We start from the raw sequence: 17,582 nt of genomic DNA, 5'->3' as shown, positions 1-17,582 counted from the left end.
TTCAGGACACCTTTGGCGTGTGTGAAATACGCGGGTCGAGCCAGGGGTAAAGCAGGTCCACCAACAGGTTCACCAGCACAAACGCGGCCGCCGACACCGCGACAATCGCCAGCACCACCGGGATGTCCTGGCGCAGCACCGCTTCCTGGGCCAGGCGGCCGATGCCGGAGCGGGCGAAAATGGTCTCCACCAGCACCGCGCCGGACACGGTATTGCCGACCTGCAAACCGATCAGCGTGAGGATCGGCAGCGCGGCGTTCTTGAACCCATGGCGGGCCTGCACCTGGCCCCGGCTCAGGCCCTTGGCGTAGGCGGTGACGATGTAGGCTTCTTTCCACACCCCCTGGAAGCTGCGTTGCAGCACCTGGGCGTACACCGCCGCGCTCGGAATCGCCAGGGTGACCGCCGGCAGTACCAGGCTTTCAATGCCCCGGCTGCCGGTGGCGGGAAACCACCCCAGGCCAAACGCAAACACTTGAATCAACAGCAGGCCCATCCAGAACACCGGCACCGAAAAGCCCAGGGACGGCAGGCGCGCCAGCGCTTTCTTCAGCGGTTGCCAGCGGATATACGCGGTGAGGTAAGCCAGGCCGATGCCGCCCAGCAGTGACAGCACAATGGCCAGGCCGGCCAGGGATAACGTCTGCGGCAAACGTTCGACCAACAGCTCGGCCACCGGGCGGTTAAGCGATAACGATTGGCCGAAATTCCCGCGCAGTGCCCCCAGCAGCAAGTCGACGTACTGTTCGAACACGCCTTTGTCCAGCCCGTAATAAGCCCGCGCCTTGGCCAGGTCTTCCACCGACAGACCATCGGCCTCCATGCCCGACGCGCTGAGCATGATCGACAGCGTGTCACCCGGCAGCAGATACAGAATGAAGTAAGTGATGCTATACGCGCCCCAGAGCACCAGTAGCGCCTGGCCGACACGGCCGATCAGGTAGCGGCTCATGGCGTGCTCACGTCGATATCACCCAGTAACGCAAAGCCCTCGGCGGTCCAGCGAAAGTTCTTCACCCTGGGCGATGTCGCCGCCTGCCACACGCGCTCGTACACCGGGAACGCCGAGCCTTGTTCCACCAACAGGTCCTGCAGGTCGCCGTAAGCGGTGGCGCGTTGTTGCTGTTGGGTGGCGGTGATGCCTGCATCGAACAGGCTCTTGGCTTTGTCCAGCGCGGCCGGTTCGTAAAGGTTGGTGGCCAGGGTCGAGCTGTTGGCGGTGCGCGGGTCGAGGATGGTTTGCAGGATGATCGGATCGGCGCGAGTCATGTAGGTGCTGGTCAGGTCATAGTTGCCGGCGCTGTTGTTGGCGACCCATTCGGCACGGGTGACCACGTTGAGCTTGAGCTCGATGCCGACTTTGCGCAGTTGGTCCTGGATCAACACATCGCCGGCGGTCTCGGCCGGTGTGATGTTGTAGCTCAGGCTCAGGCGCTTGCCGTTCTTGCTGCGATAACCGTCCGCGCCCTTGGCCCAGCCCGCCTGGTCCAACAGGTGCGCGGCAGCGGCCGGGTCATACGCCAACTTGCTGCCTTGGCTCTTGAAGTAAGGCGTGGTCACGTCATAGATGCCGTCCACCACCGGGAAGTCGGCGTTGTACACGGTGCTGGCATAGCTCTTGCGATCGATGGCTTTTTGCAGGGCCTGGCGTACCTGTTGGTCGGCCAGTACCCGCTCGCCACGGGTGTTGGGGTACAGGTTCAGCGCCGGGCCCGGCAACGAGCGGCTCTGGAGGGTGGCGCCCTTGGCCTGGAACAGCTTCAGGTCCACCTCGGAGAACGGGTTGCGCGGCCACAGGATGTCGGCTTTGCCTTGCAGGAACAGGCCGTTGCGCACGCTCTCTTCGGGGATATAGCTGACGTCGACGGCATCCAGGTGCGCTTCGCCCTGGTTTTGCATGTTGGCCGAGGCCCAGGCGTAGCCCTTGCGTTTGGTCAGGTGCGCGCCGACTTCCGGCGTGTAGCTGGCCAGCACGAACGGCCCGGTGCCGATGATCTTGCCGAGCGAGCGCTCCTTGGCGCTGAGCGCGTAGGAGGCTGGCGCCAGGATCGCCAGGTTGGTGGTGGACGTCGCTTGCAGGAAACCGGCGTTGGGCTTGGCCAGCACCAGCTTGACGGTCAGGTCGTCCACCACTTCGGCGTGGTCGAACCCGGCCAGGTAAGTGGCGCCGAAAGTGGCCGGCAACTCGCGGGCCAAGGCCTTGTTACTGTCGAACGCGGTTTTCACCGCCTGGGCATTGAAGCGCTCGCCATTGCTGAAGGTCACATGGTCGCGCAGGTGGAAGGTGAAGGTGAGCGCGTCGTCGCTGACTTCCCAGCGTGTGGCCAGCCACGGGATGATCTTGCCGGTCTGTGGGTCCTGGTCGGTGAGGGATTCGGCCACATTGCGCAGCAGCACACGGTGTTCGAGCCAATACACCTGGAACGGGTCGACACTGACCAAGGTGGTGTTGTCGCCAAAAAAGGCGATGTTCAGGGTTTTGCCCGCCGGGGTGTCGCTGCCCGGTGAACAGGCGACCAGGCTCAAGGCCAGGGCGCCGGCGGCCAGCAGACGGCTTGGCAGATGCGATTTATTCAATGGAGTGCCCTCGTGTTCGGTTTGGCTTAAAAGTCGTAGGCCAGCTTGGTGTACCAGTAGCCACCGCCCGGGTAGAACGGCGGGTTGCCGTACGCCGCCAGGCCGAGGTTGCTGTACACCGCGTGTTGGTCGGGGCGTACGTCGAAGATGTGGGTGCCGTCGACGCTGACAGTCAGGTGATCGGGGGCGGCAAGGTCTGGCATGAGGGGAGGGGTCCATGTCTGCTGGGGGTGTGTACGTCCTCCGCCGGGCATGGGGTCGGTCTGTGAAGCGAAGATAAGCCTATAAAAAACCGGAGTGAAAGTCTTTTTAGGAATAAGCTAATTATCAGATATTGTTATCTTGCGTAATCATAAAATGATTTGTTTTTATGTTGAGGTCCTTGCATGCCGCTTCCGATGTGGCCTTCACGTGTTGACAGGACGGCGTTCGGGGCGTGGTGCAGTGGGCAGAGCATTGGTCTTCCCGCATCCGCGCGAGGGCATGTGCGGCGGCCTGCTGTTTCCAAGGGGCACCGGCTCGTGCGGAGGGGCATAAAGAAGGGGACGTCATATTGAAGTGGATGCAACTTAAATTGCACTTCCCAGCGGTGGGTATTTATCAGCGCGGGCAAATATCTACAGCGATGAAGTTGTGTCAGGAGAAGAAGGCTTAATAGGTACAGTTAGGCATGGGTAGGCAGGGTTAGTTGTCCACGGCAACCTAGAGCGTGCGGGTCAAATGACTAACTTCTTTGCCCAGTAAGAAAGGGGCAGCCAAGGCCGCCCCCTTTTCGCTCACTTACGATTTGCGGCCGCCACCATGGCTGTGTTGGCCGCCTTTGCGCCCGGCCTCGGAGGCTTTTTCCCGATCGTTGGCAAAGTTGCCACCCGATGCTTGACCGCCTTTTTTACCGGCCTCGGACGCTTTTTCGCGATCGTTGGCGAAGTTGCCTGGGTTCTTATTACTAGTCGTCATGGTCTTTCTCCAATTGAATAGCAGGTAGCGGGTTGTCGCTTCGCTAGTTGCCCGTGAATGTCACAGGTACTTATTCCGATAACGCCGCTTGCGAAAACGTTTTGTGAATGTATAAAAACGGCGATGAACGGTCGGTCGTGTGAAAGAACTTATACAAGGTGCATAAAATACCGCCGCTTCGTCTAACTTTTATCAAGGCCTGGGAGAGTGCATGGATAGCGTTCGTGCCGCTTCGCTGAGTGGATACGTTTATCTGTGAACAGCGAAAAAGAATGAACCCCGGCCGTCCTGGTTAAACCAAACCTGTATCAACGGGAGGTGCATCATGCCATTCACTTATTTCTGGATTTTCCTGGCCGTCATCCTGCTGTTGCTCGACCTTTGGGTCATCAACAGCGTCTGGCGAAGCGACAATTCAACCGGCAACAAGGCGGGCTGGACGGCTATGGTCGTGCTGCTGCCGTTTTTAGGGCTGGCGATCTGGAGTATCGCGGGGCCGCGCGGTGTGACCAAAGGCCCATCTTCGCCCGAACATAGCAAAGGCTGAGCCGAAGGTGCCCTATGAAGCCCCCTGCGCATAACGACTTGCACAGCCGGAGCTATCCGGTGAATGAAGACATGACCCTGCAGCGCAAGGTCTGGCGCTTCGAGCGGTGGGGTTGGTATGGGTTGGTGGTGTTGATGGCGCTGACCTTGGCCGGGCTGTTCTCCAAGGGGCCGCTCAGCACCGCCGACGTGCGCAGCGCCGATGGGCAACTGCGCGTCGAGCATCAACGGTTTCTGCGCAACGGGTCGTCCGATGTGCTGGTCATCCATCTGCGGGGCAAGGCGCGCGAGCCCCTGGAGGTAGCCCTCAGTGGCGAGTTGTTGCGTGGCTTCAATGTTGAAATGCTGCAGCCGCAACCCCTCAAGGCCAGCACCGCCGGCGAAGGCGTGAAACTGTGGCTGCTCACCGATGATGACGGGCATGCGGTGTTGTACCTGACGTTGCGCAGCGACGGCGTGGGTAGCTTCGACACCCAGGTGGCGCTCGCCAACGGCGCGTCCGTGCGTTTTTCACAATTCATCTATCCGTAGGGGGCGCCATGGACTCGGTATTGCGCGCAGCCGCGATTTACCTGGTGTTGATGATTCTGTTCAAGATCGCCGGCAGGCGCTCCCTGGCGGAACTCACCACCTTCGACCTGGTGCTATTGATGGTGATCAGCGAGGCGACTCAGCAGGCGTTGCTGGGCGAAGATTTTTCGTTGACCAACGCCGTGCTGGTGATTGTCACGTTGATCGCCATCGATATCGGTTTGTCCTTGGTCAAACAGCGTTCGCGCTGGTTTTCCAGGGTGTTGGATGGCGGGCCGACGATTGTGGTCGAAGACGGCAAGGTGCTCGCTGAACGTCTCAAGCACGCGCGCCTGGATGAGAGCGATATTCTCGAAGCGGCCCGCTCCGCCCAAGGCATTCTGGCGATTGATCAGATCAAATTCGCGATCCTTGAGCGCAACGGCAAAATTTCGATTATCCCCTTTGAATAAGCCCCACCTACCGCTGTGAGCGGCAGAGTTTTTCGATCAGGCTGATCAACGAGTCATGGGCCACGGGTTTGCTGACATGGGTGTTGAAGCCCGATTCGGCGTGCTTTTTCTGGTCCGTGCTGGCACCGTAACCGGTCAGGGCAATGGCGGGAACCTTGTGCAGATGGTCGATCGTGCGCAGTTTGCGCATCAGCTCATGACCGTTCATTTTCGGCATGCCGATGTCGGAAATAATCACGTCGTATTGAGCCTCGCGGGCGTTTTCAAGGGCGTTCTGCGGATCACTGAACGCACTGACCTCGGCGCCTTCCATTTCCAGCAATAAATTCAGTACTTCAAGCACCTCCGCCGAATCGTCCACCAACAGCACCTTGACGCCATTCAAACGCTCGTCCTCGGCCTGAGTGTCGCTGGCGTCCGGCAGGTGGTGTTGTTGCGGGCTCAGTGGCAACAGAATGGAGAAGGTGCAACCAAAGCCCAGGCCTTTGGAGTGAACACTCACCGTGCCATCGTGCGCTTCGACCAATTGGCGTACCAGCGACAAGCCGATCCCCAGGCCCTCGCGCTGATGGGTCTGGTGCTGGTTTTCGGCTTGCCCGAACAGGTCGAAGATTTTTTCCAGGCTGTCGTCGGCGAGCCCGGCGCCGCTGTCGATCACGTCCAACTGGGCGTGCCCGTCCTTGCGGCTGACCACCAACTGCACCTGGCCATTCTCCGGCGTGAACTTAAGCGCATTGTTGATCAGGTTCCAGATCACTTGCTCGATGCGCGTCGGGTCTGCGTCGACGATCAGCGCTCCACCTTCGGATGGCGTTTGCAGGGTCACCTGGCGACGATGCCCGTCTGCGAGCACCACGCTATGGATATCCTGGAGTGTGCGAATCAGGTCGACCGGTTGTTTTTTCAGCTTGAGCTTACCGGTACGCACCCGAGCGACGTCCAACAGGTCGTCGATGATCCGCGCCTGGTTGGACACGGCCTCGCAGATGGTATCCACCGCCCTGATCGCAGGGCCCGCCGACTTGGTGGCGGGCAGGCGCCGCAGCAATTCGGCGTTCAGCTGGATCAGGTTCAATGGGTGCTTGAGTTCGTGCGACATCACCGCGAAGAACTCATCCTTGAGATGGCTGTTGGTCTGGGTTTCCATCAACCGCTGACTCTGTTCGTCCTGGGTGCGTTTATGCCCGGTGAGGTCACGGGCAATCTTCACGTAGCCCTGCAAGCTTGCGCTCTTGAGCAGGGTGACTTCGCCGCTGCAATAGAACCGGCTGCCGTCCTTGCGCACATGCCAGCGTTCATCTTCGCCACGCCCATGTTCGCGGGCCGCGCGCAGTTCGCTCTCCGGCACGCCGGCGGAGCGGTCCTCGGGCGAAAAAATCAGGTCGTAATAAGCGCCCAGCACTTCGTTCTTGGTGTAGCCGAAGATCAGTTCGGCGCCGGTGTTCCAGTCGGTAATGGCGCCGTGGTCATTGAGGATGATGATGGCGAAATCATGGGTGCTTTCGGCCACCAGGCGCATGCGTTCTTCGCCCAGGCGCAGTTCCTCTTCGGCCTGGCGCCGCTTGGTGATATCGATAAAGGTCAGCACGGTGCCGTCGATGTGGTCTTCGCTGGAGCGGTAGGGCAGCAACCGCGCGATGTACCAGCGCGCATCCTTACTGCTGATCTCGCGTTCGATCATGCTCAGCGACTCAAACACGTTCGTCGCGTCATCGCTCATTTGCGGGTAGTCGAGGCGGCGCGTGATGTCCATCAGCGAGCGCCCGGTGTCCACCGGCAGCATGCTGAAAATATCGGTGGCACGCGGGGTGAACCAGCGGATGCGCATGTTGCGGTCGACGAACACGGTGGCGATGTCGGTGGAGGCGATCAGGTTGGTCAGGTAGTCGTTGACCTTGTCCGTCTCTTCAACCTTGGTCTTGAGCTCGTAATTGACCGTCAACAGTTCCTCATTGATCGATTGCAGCTCTTCCTTGCTGGTTTCCAGTTCCTCGGTGGCCGAGCGCAACTCTTCGTTGATCGCCTGCATTTCCTCGTTGGAGGCCTTGAGTTCCTCGCTGGAGACTTCCGCCTGCTCAATGGTGTCCTGCAGGTGCAGCTTGGTGCGTTGCAGCTCGCGCTCCAGGTTGCTCATGATCTGGTTTTCCGCATGGCTGACGGTGTCGGCCTCGGACTGTTGCGGGTCGATTTCGGCTTCCTGGAACATCACCAGCACATAGTCGTTTTCGGTGGCCTCGTCGCGGTAGGGGCGGGCGCTGATGTCCACCAGGTAAGTGCCCTGTTCGCGTTGGATGCGAACCTTGCGCGAAGTCACGCAGGTGTTCGATTGCTGGACCTGGAACAGGGTGGTGCGGATATCCAGGCGCAGGTCGGGGTGGACCAGCGCCAGCAGGTTGTGGGTGATTTCCCCGGCGACATAACGCAGGAAGCGTCCCGCGCCTTCGCTCATGTGCAGGATATCGGCGTGGATATCGACAATCACGCTGGGCGGTGCGGCCTTGGCCAGGGCGCGCAGGTGGATATCGGCGAACGAAACCTTGTTGGGCGCCGGCGCCGCGGCGGCAACGGCGGTGGTGTTCGGGCGCAGGTAACCGCCACGCGGCATGGTGGGCGCGCGACGCACCGCGGAGGAGCCGGCGCGCACCCGGAAGATACGGTTGCGCTTGTCCACCGGCACAAACAGGTCGAGGCAACCGTCGGCCGACTCCGATGAACCCAGGAACAGGTAGCCACCGGGGCGCAGCGCAAAGTGGAACAGTTGCAGGATGTCGCGCTGCACGTCGCGGTCCAGGTAGATCAGCAGGTTGCGGCACACGATCAGGTCTATCTGCGAGAACGGTGGGTCAGCCAGCAGACTGTGCTTGGCGAACAGCACCTTTTCGCGAATCTCCTTGCGCACGCGGTAGTGCTGGTTTTTCTCCTTGGCGAAGTACTGGCGCAAGCGTGACGGCGGCACGTCGGTGATGATCGCTTCGGGATACACACCGTTGCGGCCGTGGGTAATCGCACGCTCATCGATATCGGTGGCAAACACTTGCATCTTGGCGTTGCTGGCATCCAGCGCCAGTTGCTCGGTCACCAGCATCGCGAGGCTGTAGGCCTCCTCACCGGTGGAGCAGCCGGCCGACCAGATACGCACTTCCTCGCGGTGCGGCGCGCTGTCTTCCAGGGACTTGACCAGGTTGGGGATCACATCCCGCTCAAGGGCTTCGAAGGCCTCGCGGTCGCGGAAGAAGTTGGTCACGCCGATCAGCATATCGCCCAGCAATGCCTTGGTTTCTTCCGGGTGTGATTGCAAAAAGTTGTAATAGGTCGCCAGGTCCGGTTGCGCCGTCACTTGCAGGCGACGCTCGATACGGCGCAGCACGGTGGCGCGCTTGTAGTGCTTGAAGTCATGGCCGGTACTGGCGCGCAGTTGGATCAGGATGTCCAGCAACAACTGCTCCGCCACGGCCGCATCGCGCTCGTTGGCCGGCGGGATGGTGCGGATCTCGGGGTCATTGGCGGTGGGCAGGATGATCGCTTGGGCATTGCGCCACAGCTCCAGCAACTTCTGTGGCATCTCCACCACGGGCAGTACCAGGTCGACCATTTGCGTTTCCAGCGCGGCCAGGGGCATGCCGTCGAACTCGGCATCTTCCGGCGTTTGTACCAGCGTGATGCCGCCTTGCTCCTTGATCCGTGAAAGCCCTACCGCGCCATCCGAGCCGGTACCGGACAGCACCAGGCAAACGCGCGTTCTTTATGGGTGTCGGCCAGGTCGCGAAAAAACAGGTCGATGGCAATGTGCGAGCCGCCTTCGCGTACCGACGGCGATAAGGCCAGATAGCCATCATTCATCGTCAACAACTGCGCGGGCGAAATGACATACACCTGGTTTTTTCGATCGCCATGGTGCTGTTGACCTGGGTGACCGGCATGCCGGTCGACTCCTGGATGATCTTGTCCGCCACGCTCTGATGGTCGGGGGACAGGTGCAGGATCACCACGAACGCCATGCCGCAGTCTTTGGGCATGTGTTCAAAAAAACTCTTCACCGCTTGCAGCCCGCCTGCCGACGCGCCAATTCCCACCACCGGGAAATCCAGATTGCTGGGGGTCAATTCCTTGCGTTGCGGAACGTTCGGAGACCGCAGGGGGGCAGACTTCATAAATACCAACCTTTTTAACTGCGCACGTGAAGAGTGTGTAGAGGGTACGAGTTCAAGCGTGGGGGAGGGCGCAACGGAAATGAAATATAGCTGAAAACCTACCTGTAACAGAACGCCTGCGACCTTTACCTCACGGTTGAGACGAAAAAACCTGGAAAGGTTTATCCAGACTGACGAGCGGCGCGCATGCACCTGACGGTTATCCGATTTTCTGCAAATTTGTCTGAACTAACCCTTCCGGCCCGGCCTCGCAAGAATATTCACAACCCGGAGGAACCCGCGATGAGCAACTATCCAAAACCGCCGTTCAGCCCACAGCAACAACCCGTTCCCGGTGATCAGCGCAAGATGGACCCGATGCCCGACTGCGGCGAGCAAACCTATAAAGGCTCGGGTCGGCTGGCCAACAAGATTGCCTTGGTGACCGGTGCCGACAGCGGCATCGGACGCGCCGTGGCCATTGCCTTTGCGCGCGAAGGCGCGGATGTGGCGGTGTCCTATCTGGACGAGCATGAAGACGCCAAGGAAACCGCGCGCTGGGTCGAGGCGGCAGGGCGCCAATGCCTGTTGCTGCCCGGCGATCTGGACGACGCGGCGCACTGCGCGGCGATCGTCAACGACACCGTGGAGAAGTTCGGGCGCATCGATGTGCTGGTCAACAACGCGGCCTACCAAATGACCTACGAGACGCTCGAAGACATCCCCGACGAGGATTGGCTGAAGACCTTCAATGTCAACGTCACGGCGATGTTCCGGATCTGCAAGGCCGCGCTGCCGCACATGGCCGAGGGCAGCTCGATCATCAACACCAGCTCGGTCAATTCCGATGCACCCAACCCTACCTTGTTGCCGTACGCGGCGACCAAAGGCGCGATTGCCAACTTCACCGCGGGCCTGGCGCAAATGCTTGGCAAGCGTGGGATCCGCGTCAACAGCGTAGCGCCCGGGCCGATCTGGACACCGCTGATCGTATCGACGATGACCGAAGACTCGATCAAACACTTCGGTGGCAGTACGCCCTTGGGACGCCCCGGCCAACCGGTCGAGGTGGCGCCTATCTATGTGCTGCTGGCGTCGGATGAAGGCAGCTACATCTCCGGCGAACGCTACGGCGTAACGGGTGGCAAACCGATTCTCTGATATCAGCGAGGCATCCGATGACGATGACAGTAGGCGACTTTCTGGTCGAGCGGCTCAGCCAGTGGGGCGTGACTCGTATCTTTGGCTATCCGGGTGACGGCATCAACGGCGTGTTCGGCGCCTTGCGCCGGGCCCAGGGCAAGATCGAATTCATCCAGGCCCGTCACGAAGAAATGGCCGCGTTCATGGCTTCAGCCCACGCCAAGTTCACGGGCGAGTTGGGGGTGTGCATCGCCACCTCCGGGCCGGGTGCCTCGCACCTGATCACTGGGCTGTATGACGCGCGCCTGGACCACATGCCGGTGTTGGCCATTGTCGGGCAGCAGGCGCGGGCGGCCTTGGGTGGCCATTACCAGCAGGAGCTGGACCTGGTTTCGATGTTCAAGGATGTGGCCGGGGCATTCGTGCAACAGGCCACGGTGCCCGCGCAGGTGCGCCACTTGGTGGACCGGGCCGTACGCACGGCGGTCGGCGAGCGCCGGGTGACGGCGATCATCCTGCCCAACGATGTGCAGGAGGCGGCCTATGAGCCGCCCGCCAGGGCCCACGGCACCCTGCATTCCGGCGTGGGTTATACCAAGCCGCGCATCGTGCCTTACGAGGCCGATCTGCAGCGCGCCGCCGAGGTGTTGAACGCCGGGGAGAAGGTCGCCATCCTGGTCGGCGCCGGTGCGCTGGCCGCCACCGATGAAGTGCTTGCCGTCGCCGATGCCTTGGGCGCCGGTGCGGCCAAGGCGTTGCTCGGCAAGGCCGTGTTGCCGGATGACTGGCCCTGGGTGACCGGTAGCATCGGCCTGCTGGGCACCGAGCCCAGCTACAAACTGATGACCCAGTGCGACACCTTGCTGATGATCGGTTCGGGCTTTCCCTATGCCGAGTTCCTACCCAGGGAAGGCCAGGCGCGTGGCGTGCAGATTGATCTGCAACCCGACATGCTGAGCCTGCGTTATCCCATGGAGGTGAACCTGCTCGGCGATGCCGCCGAAACCCTTTCGGCGTTATTGCCCTTGCTCAAGCGCAAGACCTCGCGCAAATGGCGCAAGCAGGTCGAGGGCTGGCGTGCCACGTGGGATAAAACCCTGGAGAAACGTGCCCTGGCCAAGGCCACGCCGATCAACCCGCAACGGGTGGTGCACGAGCTGTCGCCGCGCTTGCCCGACCACGCCATCATCACCAGCGACTCGGGCTCATGCGCCAACTGGTTTGCCCGCGACCTGAAGATTCGTCGTGGCATGCAATGTTCGCTGTCCGGCGGCCTGGCCTCCATGGGCGCGGCCGTGCCTTATGCCATCGCGGCCAAGTTCGCTCATCCGCACAGCACCGTGATTGCCCTGGTGGGCGACGGCGCAATGCAGATGAACAACATGGCCGAGCTGATCACGGTGGCCAAATATTGGCGGCAATGGCAAAGCCCGCAATGGATCTGTGCGGTGTTCAACAATGAAGACCTGAACCAGGTCACGTGGGAGCAGCGCGTGATGGAAGGCGACCCCAAGTTCGAAGCTTCGCAGGCTATCCCGGATGTGCCCTACCACTTGTTTGCGATTTCGCTTGGGCTCAAGGGCATTTTTGTCGAGCGCGAGGAGCAGGTGGCCGCCGCCTGGGAGCAGGCCCTGGCCGCGCAAGTGCCGGTGTTGATCGAGTTCAAGACCGACCCCAACGTGCCGCCGTTGCCGCCGCATATCAAACTGGAGCAGGCGAAGAAATTCGCCACCACGTTGCTCAAAGGCGATCCGGATGAAGCGGGCGTCATTGTACAAACCGCCAAGCAAGTGCTGGCCGGCGTACTGCCGGGAGGCGGGCGGAAATAAAAGGCAGGTGCCAGGATGAATCAGCGAACACGCCGCAACCAGGCGCAACCCGAGCAAAAGGTGCGTCCCGAAACGGCTAAACGAAACGGTACACCGCAAGACGAAGCGGCCGACCGCCCAGCTGACGCGCATGTCGACCAGGACGGTGTGGCCCCTGGTGGTCCTTCGAAAGATCCCGAGTCGGGGGCCTGACTCTCAGCCCTGCCTTGCGCAGGGCTGACGCTCACTTGTTGCGCATCGCGCGTCGGACGCGCATCCAGTCTCGATACGCTGCGGTGCGTTGCGCATCGGCAATTTTCTTGGCTTCGAGAAAGCGCGCCCAGGTCGCCGCATCGCCGCTGTAGGACTCGATGATCTGGTACGCCTGTGCGTCCAGTCGGTCGGCCTCGAAAAACATCTTGGCGTTGTGCGCCATCTCCTCGTCCCACATTTGTCTGGTCGTGTAATCAAGAGTCTGGCTGTTCATTGTGTGAGGCCCTCCGCCCACTGGATCTCTTCGGAGCCGCTCCAGCGCACATCCGTGATGCCATATTTTTCCGCCATCGGTTTGGACACACGCTTGAGGGTGTGTTGACCAAACCTGGGTATGACTGCCACACCGGCATCGCAACTGGCCCAATGCCATGCTTGGGCATTGTTCATCTGCGCCGCACGCACGATGAAGGACTTGGGCTCACCATGGAGCTGATACCGGATAGTGAATAAGTTGTGTTTCACGAGACCTCCTTATGCTCATGAACTACAGATGTTTGGCGCCCACGAAGATTCAAAAAAGTTGTTCGACAAACCGATGGCCGAGCCGGCGGGCTTATCCAGGGCCGGGAATGTCTCAGTCATCCACCGTGAAGGTTACCCAGCCCGGGCCTTCAGCCGGCCGTTGCAGGTCGACGATGACACCGCTGACGGACGTGCCATCCGGCAGGTTGACGGTGACCACGTTAGGGGTGCCCGGCCACTGAAGGGGCGCAGCGAACTTCAGGGTGGCAATGGTCGGTTTCTCTGAGCGGCTCAGGTGGATACCCACGTCGGCATTCAGACATTCATCCGATGGCGTTCCCAGATGGCGTGACGCGGTGATAACACTGGCAGAACCTTGGTAATCGTAAGACATGCGGGTACCTCCAATAACAAAGGAGGGGGCGGTTGCCCCCTGATTTATGGGCGACGCTTATGGTTCGCTTGATAGTTGCGCGCCACCGCAAAGCCGCCGACCAGCAACGCGGCGCCTGCGGCCACGAGCCAATAGGGTGGATGGCCGGCTTGTCGCCAGCCCCCTTCGACGCGACGTTCGCCGGTGGCAGGAGCGAATAGATTGCCCGACGACGTCGCGCAGCGGGGGCTGCGATTGAGGCCGAAGCGGGTAAGCCAACCGGACAGTTGCGGGAAGGCCGGGAGCACCAAGTTGGCGATTCGAGCAACGGTGGCGGCAGCGCCCACGGTGGTGCTTTTGCGCGGTTGCAGCGCACAGGCCACCATCGCTTGCGCCACACGATGGGGGTCGTACACCGGTGGCGGCGGCTTCAAGGCGTGGCCGGTAAAGTTGCCGCCGTCCCGAAAGCCCGGAGTGTCCATCACCGCTGGGTAAATGTCGCAGACGTGAATGTCCGGGAAACCCACCAGTTCGCCGCGCAGCGCTTGCGTCAAGCCCCGCAAGCCGTACTTGCTCGCTGAATAGGCGGCGGCGTAGGGCTGGGCGACCCAGCTTCCCAGCGACAGTGTATTGATCAGGATCCCGCTGTTCTGCGCCTTGAAATAAGGCCATGCCGCGTAGGCGCCTCGCAGGTAACCCAGCAGGTCCGTTTGCAGCACCTGCTCGTGAGCTTCCAGCGGGGTGTTTTCGAAGTTGCCCACCGCGCCGACACCGGCATTGTTGATCCAGATATCGATGCGGCCATTGCCAAAGGCAGCGGCCTGTTCGGCCAAGGCCAGCATCTGATCGTTGCGGGTTACATCGGTTTTAACCGCAATCGCCTCGGCACCGCGCACCGCACATTCCTCGACCACCTCGTCCAGGGCCGCCTGGTCGCGGGCGGCCAGGACCAGGCGGGTGTTTTGCTCGGCAAATGCATGGGCGGCGGCGCGTCCGATGCCACTGGAGGCACCGGTGATCACCACCGTTTTGCCGTGCAGTCGGCCGTGGTGTTTTTGCATGACGGGCGCTGGGGCCGGTGGATCCTGCGGCGCGTGCACCGGCACCGGGCGCAGCTTCAGCCGAGCACCATCGTGCAACACCAGGGTCAGGTCTTCGACCGTGCCGGCAACGCGGTCGGGGAACACCGGCTCGCCTGTGGCATCGAGTTCGTCGTAGATAAACCTCTGGCCTTCCAGCCAGCCGACCGCCGTCATCAGTTCGGGGCCCAGGTAATATTTTCCATCCAGGAAAAAACCACCAAAGTTCTTCGTTCGTTCCTGGTTCTCTACTGCGTAGCGTTCGCCAGGTCTCATTCCGGTTGCTGAGTCAATCATGAAGGCATCCTCCGTTCGCGGGTCCTGCGATAGAGGCGGGCCTGCAAATGATCGTTCAATTCAAATGACCGAAGGAGGCTGGCATTCAATGTTGCTGATCGTGGCTGGCCACCCGCGCTGCGGCGTCGTCCTGCGCCTTGGGCAGGTTCTCGCCAGCGGGGTCGTTCTGGCCCAGCGCGCTGTACTGCTCGCGCAGTTTCTTGAGCTCTTGCGCGCCCAGCTTATCCAGGGACAAGACCGTGTTGTGCGCTTCCTTGGTGGCACGGATCAACTCATCGAGCTTCAAATGCAGAATGTCGTTGTCGCGGTTTTGCGTGTTCTGGATCAAAAAAACCATCAAGAACGTGATGATCGTGGTCGAGGTATTGATGATCAGTTGCCAGGTATCGTCGTAGTGGAAGTACGGCCCCGTGAGCGCCCAGACGGCGATCAGCGTTACAGCCACGACGAAGGTTTTTGGGCTGCCGGCCCGGTTGGAAAGTGCTTGGCAAAATTTGGTGAAGCTCATGATGGAATCCCTCTGTTGTGGTCTTTTGTAGACCGCAGCAAAATCTCGAAATTCTTTTTTACAAACCCGCCGGGCTTTACCAGAATCAATCAGGAAAACGCCCTTCGCGCAGGAGTCATGAGCATGTCGGTAGCCACGTCCACCATCGATTACCTTAAACATAATCAATTGGTTATCACCACGGCCGAGTCATGCACGGCCGGCAGAGTCATCGCGTTGCTGTCGCAGGTCGAGGGCGCGGGTTCATGCATCGAAAGCGGCTACGTGGTCTATTCGCCGCAAGCCAAACAACGCTTATTGAACGTACGCGCGTACACCCTGGAAACCTTCAACCTGACCAGTTGCGAGGTGGCTCAAGAGATGGCTTGCGGCGCTCTGCGCGATAGCCCAGCGGATGTTGCCATCGCGACGACGGGGCTACTGGGCCCGGACGCGGTTGACGGCATCCCGCCCGGCACCGTGTGTTTTGCGTGGGCCTTTCGCACCGGACGCGGGCTGAGTGTGTTCAGTCGAAAAGAGCGCTTCATGGGCGGGCGTGAGCACGTTCAACAGGCCGCATCGGAGCATGCCTTGAAATGGCTGGCGCATTTTCATCAACGCGCCCTGGCAGGTGAACAGGCTTAGCGCTTCGACGAGCGGGGCCCGGCCTTGAAACCATTACCCCGCAGATGACCGTCGGGACGACTGCCTGGACATGACCATTTCTTCGAGTATTTCCCGGGTGAGCCGGTTGATTCCCGATGGGCCGTGATAGTGCGCGCGTTGGATATTGGCGATGGTGAACTGCTCGGCATCATGCGCCAACACCGTAACCGACAGGCTGCTGTCCGGGTTGATCGCGCATTTGACCGCGCAGTTGGGCAGGCGCGCCGACAGCGCCGCTTCAATTTCTGCTTTCGTTAACGTGTCCATTAATTCACCGGGGCAAGAAGTCGGAACACGACAAGGCTAGCTGAGAAAACCGCTGCGTAAATACTGGCGAGATAGTGGCTGTTCTGGTCGACGCGCCGCGTTTGAGCGCACAAGTAACCTGAGCTGGCTGATCGGTTGGCCGGGGGGGGGGTGGAACGCGACCCCGGCCAGTGGGCAAAAACGCCTGAAGCCCATCGTTTATTGAACTACCACAGGGCAATGTCATAGGTCAGGTAGAGGCGGTTGCTGTCGCGGCCCCGTGAGAACTCGGAGCGGTAGACATAGTTGCGCATGCGCACACCCAGTCCCTTGAACGTGCCGGCCTGCACAACGTAGGCCAGCTCGGCGTCACGCTCCCATTCCTTGACTGTTGTGGTGGACTTGCCGTCATTGCCGCTCAGGTAGCATGCGGAGAAGGTCAGGCCCGGCACGCCGACGGCGGCGAAGTTGTAGCCGTAGTTGAGCATCCAGGTCTTCTCGTCTTCCTCGATGAACTTGCCGATACCGGCGTTGCTGAACGAGTACACGGTGGCACCGCTGATGTAGGGCAAACCGGCATCGCCGCGCAGGGTCTGGTAGCCGCCGCCGAGCGTATGCCCAGCGATTGCGTAGGACAATTGACCGCTGAGCAGGTCATTGTCGATTTTGCCTGCGTACGCCGAGCCGCTATCAACGCTGTTGAAGTAGCGCAGGTCGGCGGTCAGCACGCCACCGACCAACGGCAGGTCGTGCTGGATACCGGCGAAGTTCTGTCGGTAGAAATTTTCGAGTTCGCCGTAGAAATAGCTCAGGCGGGTGCTCTTGCCCCATTTGTATTCGGCGCCGGCGTAGTTGAAGTCCCCTGACTTTTCGCCGCTGTAGCCATCCGGCACGATCGGCACGCTGTCGGTGGAGTCGCGCAACTTGAAGCGGTCCAGGTGCCCGCCAGTGACGGTCAGGTTCTCGATGTCGGTGCTAGTGACCTGGGTACCCTGGTAGGTCTGTGGCAATAAGCGTGCGTCGTTGTAAATCAGCACCGGGGTCTTGGGCAGCAGGGTGCCGTACTTGACGGTGGTTTTGGCGAACCGGGCTTTGACGGTGGCGCCGGCGCTGGCAAATTCACCGGCCGCGCGGCCGTCATCATGCACCGGCATCAGCCCCGTGCCGCTGCGACCGCGCCCTGAATCGAGCTTGACGCCATAGAGCCCCAGGGCATCCACGCCCACACCGAGGGTGCCTGCGGTGAACCCGGACTGATAGTCCAGCAGGAAACCCTGTGCCCATTCGGTGCGCTCGCTTTTTGCCGTCCTCGCGGCCCGTGCGCTCATGCCGTGTTCGTCGCGAAAGTGCTCGTTGAAATACACATTGCGCAGTTGCAGCTTGAGCTTGCTGTCATCAATAAAGCCTTCGGCATTGGCACCGGCGAGGGGGGCCAGGCCGAACGCGCAAAAAAGGGCCCGACGGGTATACATAGGGTTCATGGCAAACGTCTCGTTGTTGTTATTCGGCGTACAGGGCAACACGCGCCTCGTAAGCGAGGCGCGCTGGAAGG

18 protein-coding genes and 1 pseudogene are annotated in these 17,582 nt (G+C 60.8%); 7 read left to right on the top strand and 12 right to left on the bottom strand.

What is annotated here, in order from left to right:
• Position 1: 1 nt before the first annotated feature.
• From AB4N98_RS27735 to AB4N98_RS27720, 4 genes are all read right to left on the bottom strand, one after another.
• Positions 2-952 (bottom strand): ABC transporter permease, encoded by a 951-nt coding sequence (locus tag AB4N98_RS27735; protein ID WP_460149132.1) that lies wholly within the window; start codon positions 950-952, stop codon positions 2-4.
• Positions 949-2,577, bottom strand: a complete 1,629-nt coding sequence (locus tag AB4N98_RS27730; protein ID WP_175404217.1) for an ABC transporter substrate-binding protein — start codon at positions 2,575-2,577, stop codon at positions 949-951. Before AB4N98_RS27730 ends, AB4N98_RS27735 begins: the two co-directional genes overlap by 4 nt.
• Before the next feature lie 26 nt (positions 2,578-2,603).
• Entirely contained in the window at positions 2,604-2,780 is a 177-nt protein-coding gene (locus tag AB4N98_RS27725; protein WP_175404213.1) for a hypothetical protein, read from the bottom strand.
• A gap of 577 nt (positions 2,781-3,357) precedes the next feature.
• The gene (locus AB4N98_RS27720; protein ID WP_017529039.1) at positions 3,358-3,534 is read right to left on the bottom strand and encodes a con-10 family general stress protein; all 177 of its coding nucleotides are present in this window, start codon (positions 3,532-3,534) and stop codon (positions 3,358-3,360) included.
• A 325-nt stretch (positions 3,535-3,859) separates the two neighbouring features.
• On the opposite strand from AB4N98_RS27720, the gene AB4N98_RS27715 reads away from it, so the two are divergent.
• Genes AB4N98_RS27715 through AB4N98_RS27705 form a run of 3 tightly spaced genes read left to right on the top strand, consistent with a single transcriptional unit; the run spans position 3,860 to position 5,063 of the window.
• Entirely contained in the window at positions 3,860-4,081 is a 222-nt protein-coding gene (locus AB4N98_RS27715) for a hypothetical protein (RefSeq protein ID WP_065879135.1), read from the top strand.
• A 14-nt stretch (positions 4,082-4,095) separates the two neighbouring features.
• Positions 4,096-4,611 (top strand): hypothetical protein, encoded by a 516-nt coding sequence (locus tag AB4N98_RS27710; RefSeq protein WP_065879134.1) that lies wholly within the window; start codon positions 4,096-4,098, stop codon positions 4,609-4,611.
• Positions 4,612-4,619: 8 nt separating this feature from the next.
• The gene (locus tag AB4N98_RS27705) at positions 4,620-5,063 is read left to right on the top strand and encodes a DUF421 domain-containing protein (RefSeq protein ID WP_017529042.1); all 444 of its coding nucleotides are present in this window, start codon (positions 4,620-4,622) and stop codon (positions 5,061-5,063) included.
• 7 nt (positions 5,064-5,070) lie between these two features.
• Here the strand turns inward: AB4N98_RS27705 and AB4N98_RS27700 are convergent.
• Positions 5,071-9,214, bottom strand: a pseudogene (locus tag AB4N98_RS27700) (CheR family methyltransferase).
• A gap of 282 nt (positions 9,215-9,496) precedes the next feature.
• On the opposite strand from AB4N98_RS27700, the gene AB4N98_RS27695 reads away from it, so the two are divergent.
• From AB4N98_RS27695 to AB4N98_RS27685, 3 genes are read left to right on the top strand one after another with little or no spacing between them, the layout of a single operon-like run.
• On the top strand, positions 9,497-10,354 hold the full coding sequence (locus AB4N98_RS27695; protein WP_017529044.1) for an SDR family oxidoreductase: 858 nt from the start codon (positions 9,497-9,499) through the stop codon (positions 10,352-10,354).
• A 17-nt stretch (positions 10,355-10,371) separates the two neighbouring features.
• Entirely contained in the window at positions 10,372-12,165 is a 1,794-nt protein-coding gene (locus tag AB4N98_RS27690) for a thiamine pyrophosphate-requiring protein (protein ID WP_065879132.1), read from the top strand.
• A gap of 15 nt (positions 12,166-12,180) precedes the next feature.
• Entirely contained in the window at positions 12,181-12,357 is a 177-nt protein-coding gene (locus AB4N98_RS27685; protein WP_460149131.1) for a hypothetical protein, read from the top strand.
• Positions 12,358-12,388: 31 nt separating this feature from the next.
• On the opposite strand, the gene AB4N98_RS27680 is transcribed toward AB4N98_RS27685, so the two are convergent.
• The 5 genes from AB4N98_RS27680 to AB4N98_RS27660 form a co-directional block, all read right to left on the bottom strand.
• Positions 12,389-12,631: a hypothetical protein gene (locus tag AB4N98_RS27680; protein ID WP_065879131.1), complete on the bottom strand. Its 243-nt coding sequence runs from the start codon at positions 12,629-12,631 to the stop codon at positions 12,389-12,391.
• Positions 12,628-12,882: a DUF6555 family protein gene (locus AB4N98_RS27675; protein ID WP_065879130.1), complete on the bottom strand. Its 255-nt coding sequence runs from the start codon at positions 12,880-12,882 to the stop codon at positions 12,628-12,630. Before AB4N98_RS27675 ends, AB4N98_RS27680 begins: the two co-directional genes overlap by 4 nt.
• A 112-nt stretch (positions 12,883-12,994) precedes the next feature.
• Positions 12,995-13,276, bottom strand: coding sequence for a hypothetical protein (locus AB4N98_RS27670; protein WP_368949850.1), 282 nt, complete (start codon positions 13,274-13,276; stop codon positions 12,995-12,997).
• Between the two features lie 44 nt (positions 13,277-13,320).
• Positions 13,321-14,631, bottom strand: coding sequence for an SDR family oxidoreductase (locus AB4N98_RS27665; RefSeq protein WP_368949851.1), 1,311 nt, complete (start codon positions 14,629-14,631; stop codon positions 13,321-13,323).
• 85 nt (positions 14,632-14,716) lie between these two features.
• A complete protein-coding gene (locus AB4N98_RS27660; RefSeq protein WP_068931815.1) occupies positions 14,717-15,139 on the bottom strand; it encodes a low affinity iron permease family protein in 423 nt (140 codons plus the stop codon).
• A 123-nt stretch (positions 15,140-15,262) separates the two neighbouring features.
• Between AB4N98_RS27660 and AB4N98_RS27655 the strand changes: the two genes are divergently transcribed.
• Positions 15,263-15,763, top strand: coding sequence for a CinA family protein (locus AB4N98_RS27655; protein ID WP_116078859.1), 501 nt, complete (start codon positions 15,263-15,265; stop codon positions 15,761-15,763).
• Between the two features lie 33 nt (positions 15,764-15,796).
• Here AB4N98_RS27655 and AB4N98_RS27650 read toward each other — a convergent pair whose 3' ends face one another.
• Positions 15,797-16,051: a hypothetical protein gene (locus AB4N98_RS27650; RefSeq protein WP_017529052.1), complete on the bottom strand. Its 255-nt coding sequence runs from the start codon at positions 16,049-16,051 to the stop codon at positions 15,797-15,799.
• Between the two features lie 206 nt (positions 16,052-16,257).
• Positions 16,258-17,502 (bottom strand): OprD family porin, encoded by a 1,245-nt coding sequence (locus AB4N98_RS27645; RefSeq protein WP_460149558.1) that lies wholly within the window; start codon positions 17,500-17,502, stop codon positions 16,258-16,260.
• Between the last annotated feature and the right edge of the window lie 80 nt (positions 17,503-17,582).

Source organism: Pseudomonas sp. S3_E10, assembly GCF_054667615.1.
The sequence above is the reverse complement of the archived record's forward strand: the minus strand, read 5'-3'. Positions and strand labels throughout refer to the sequence as shown.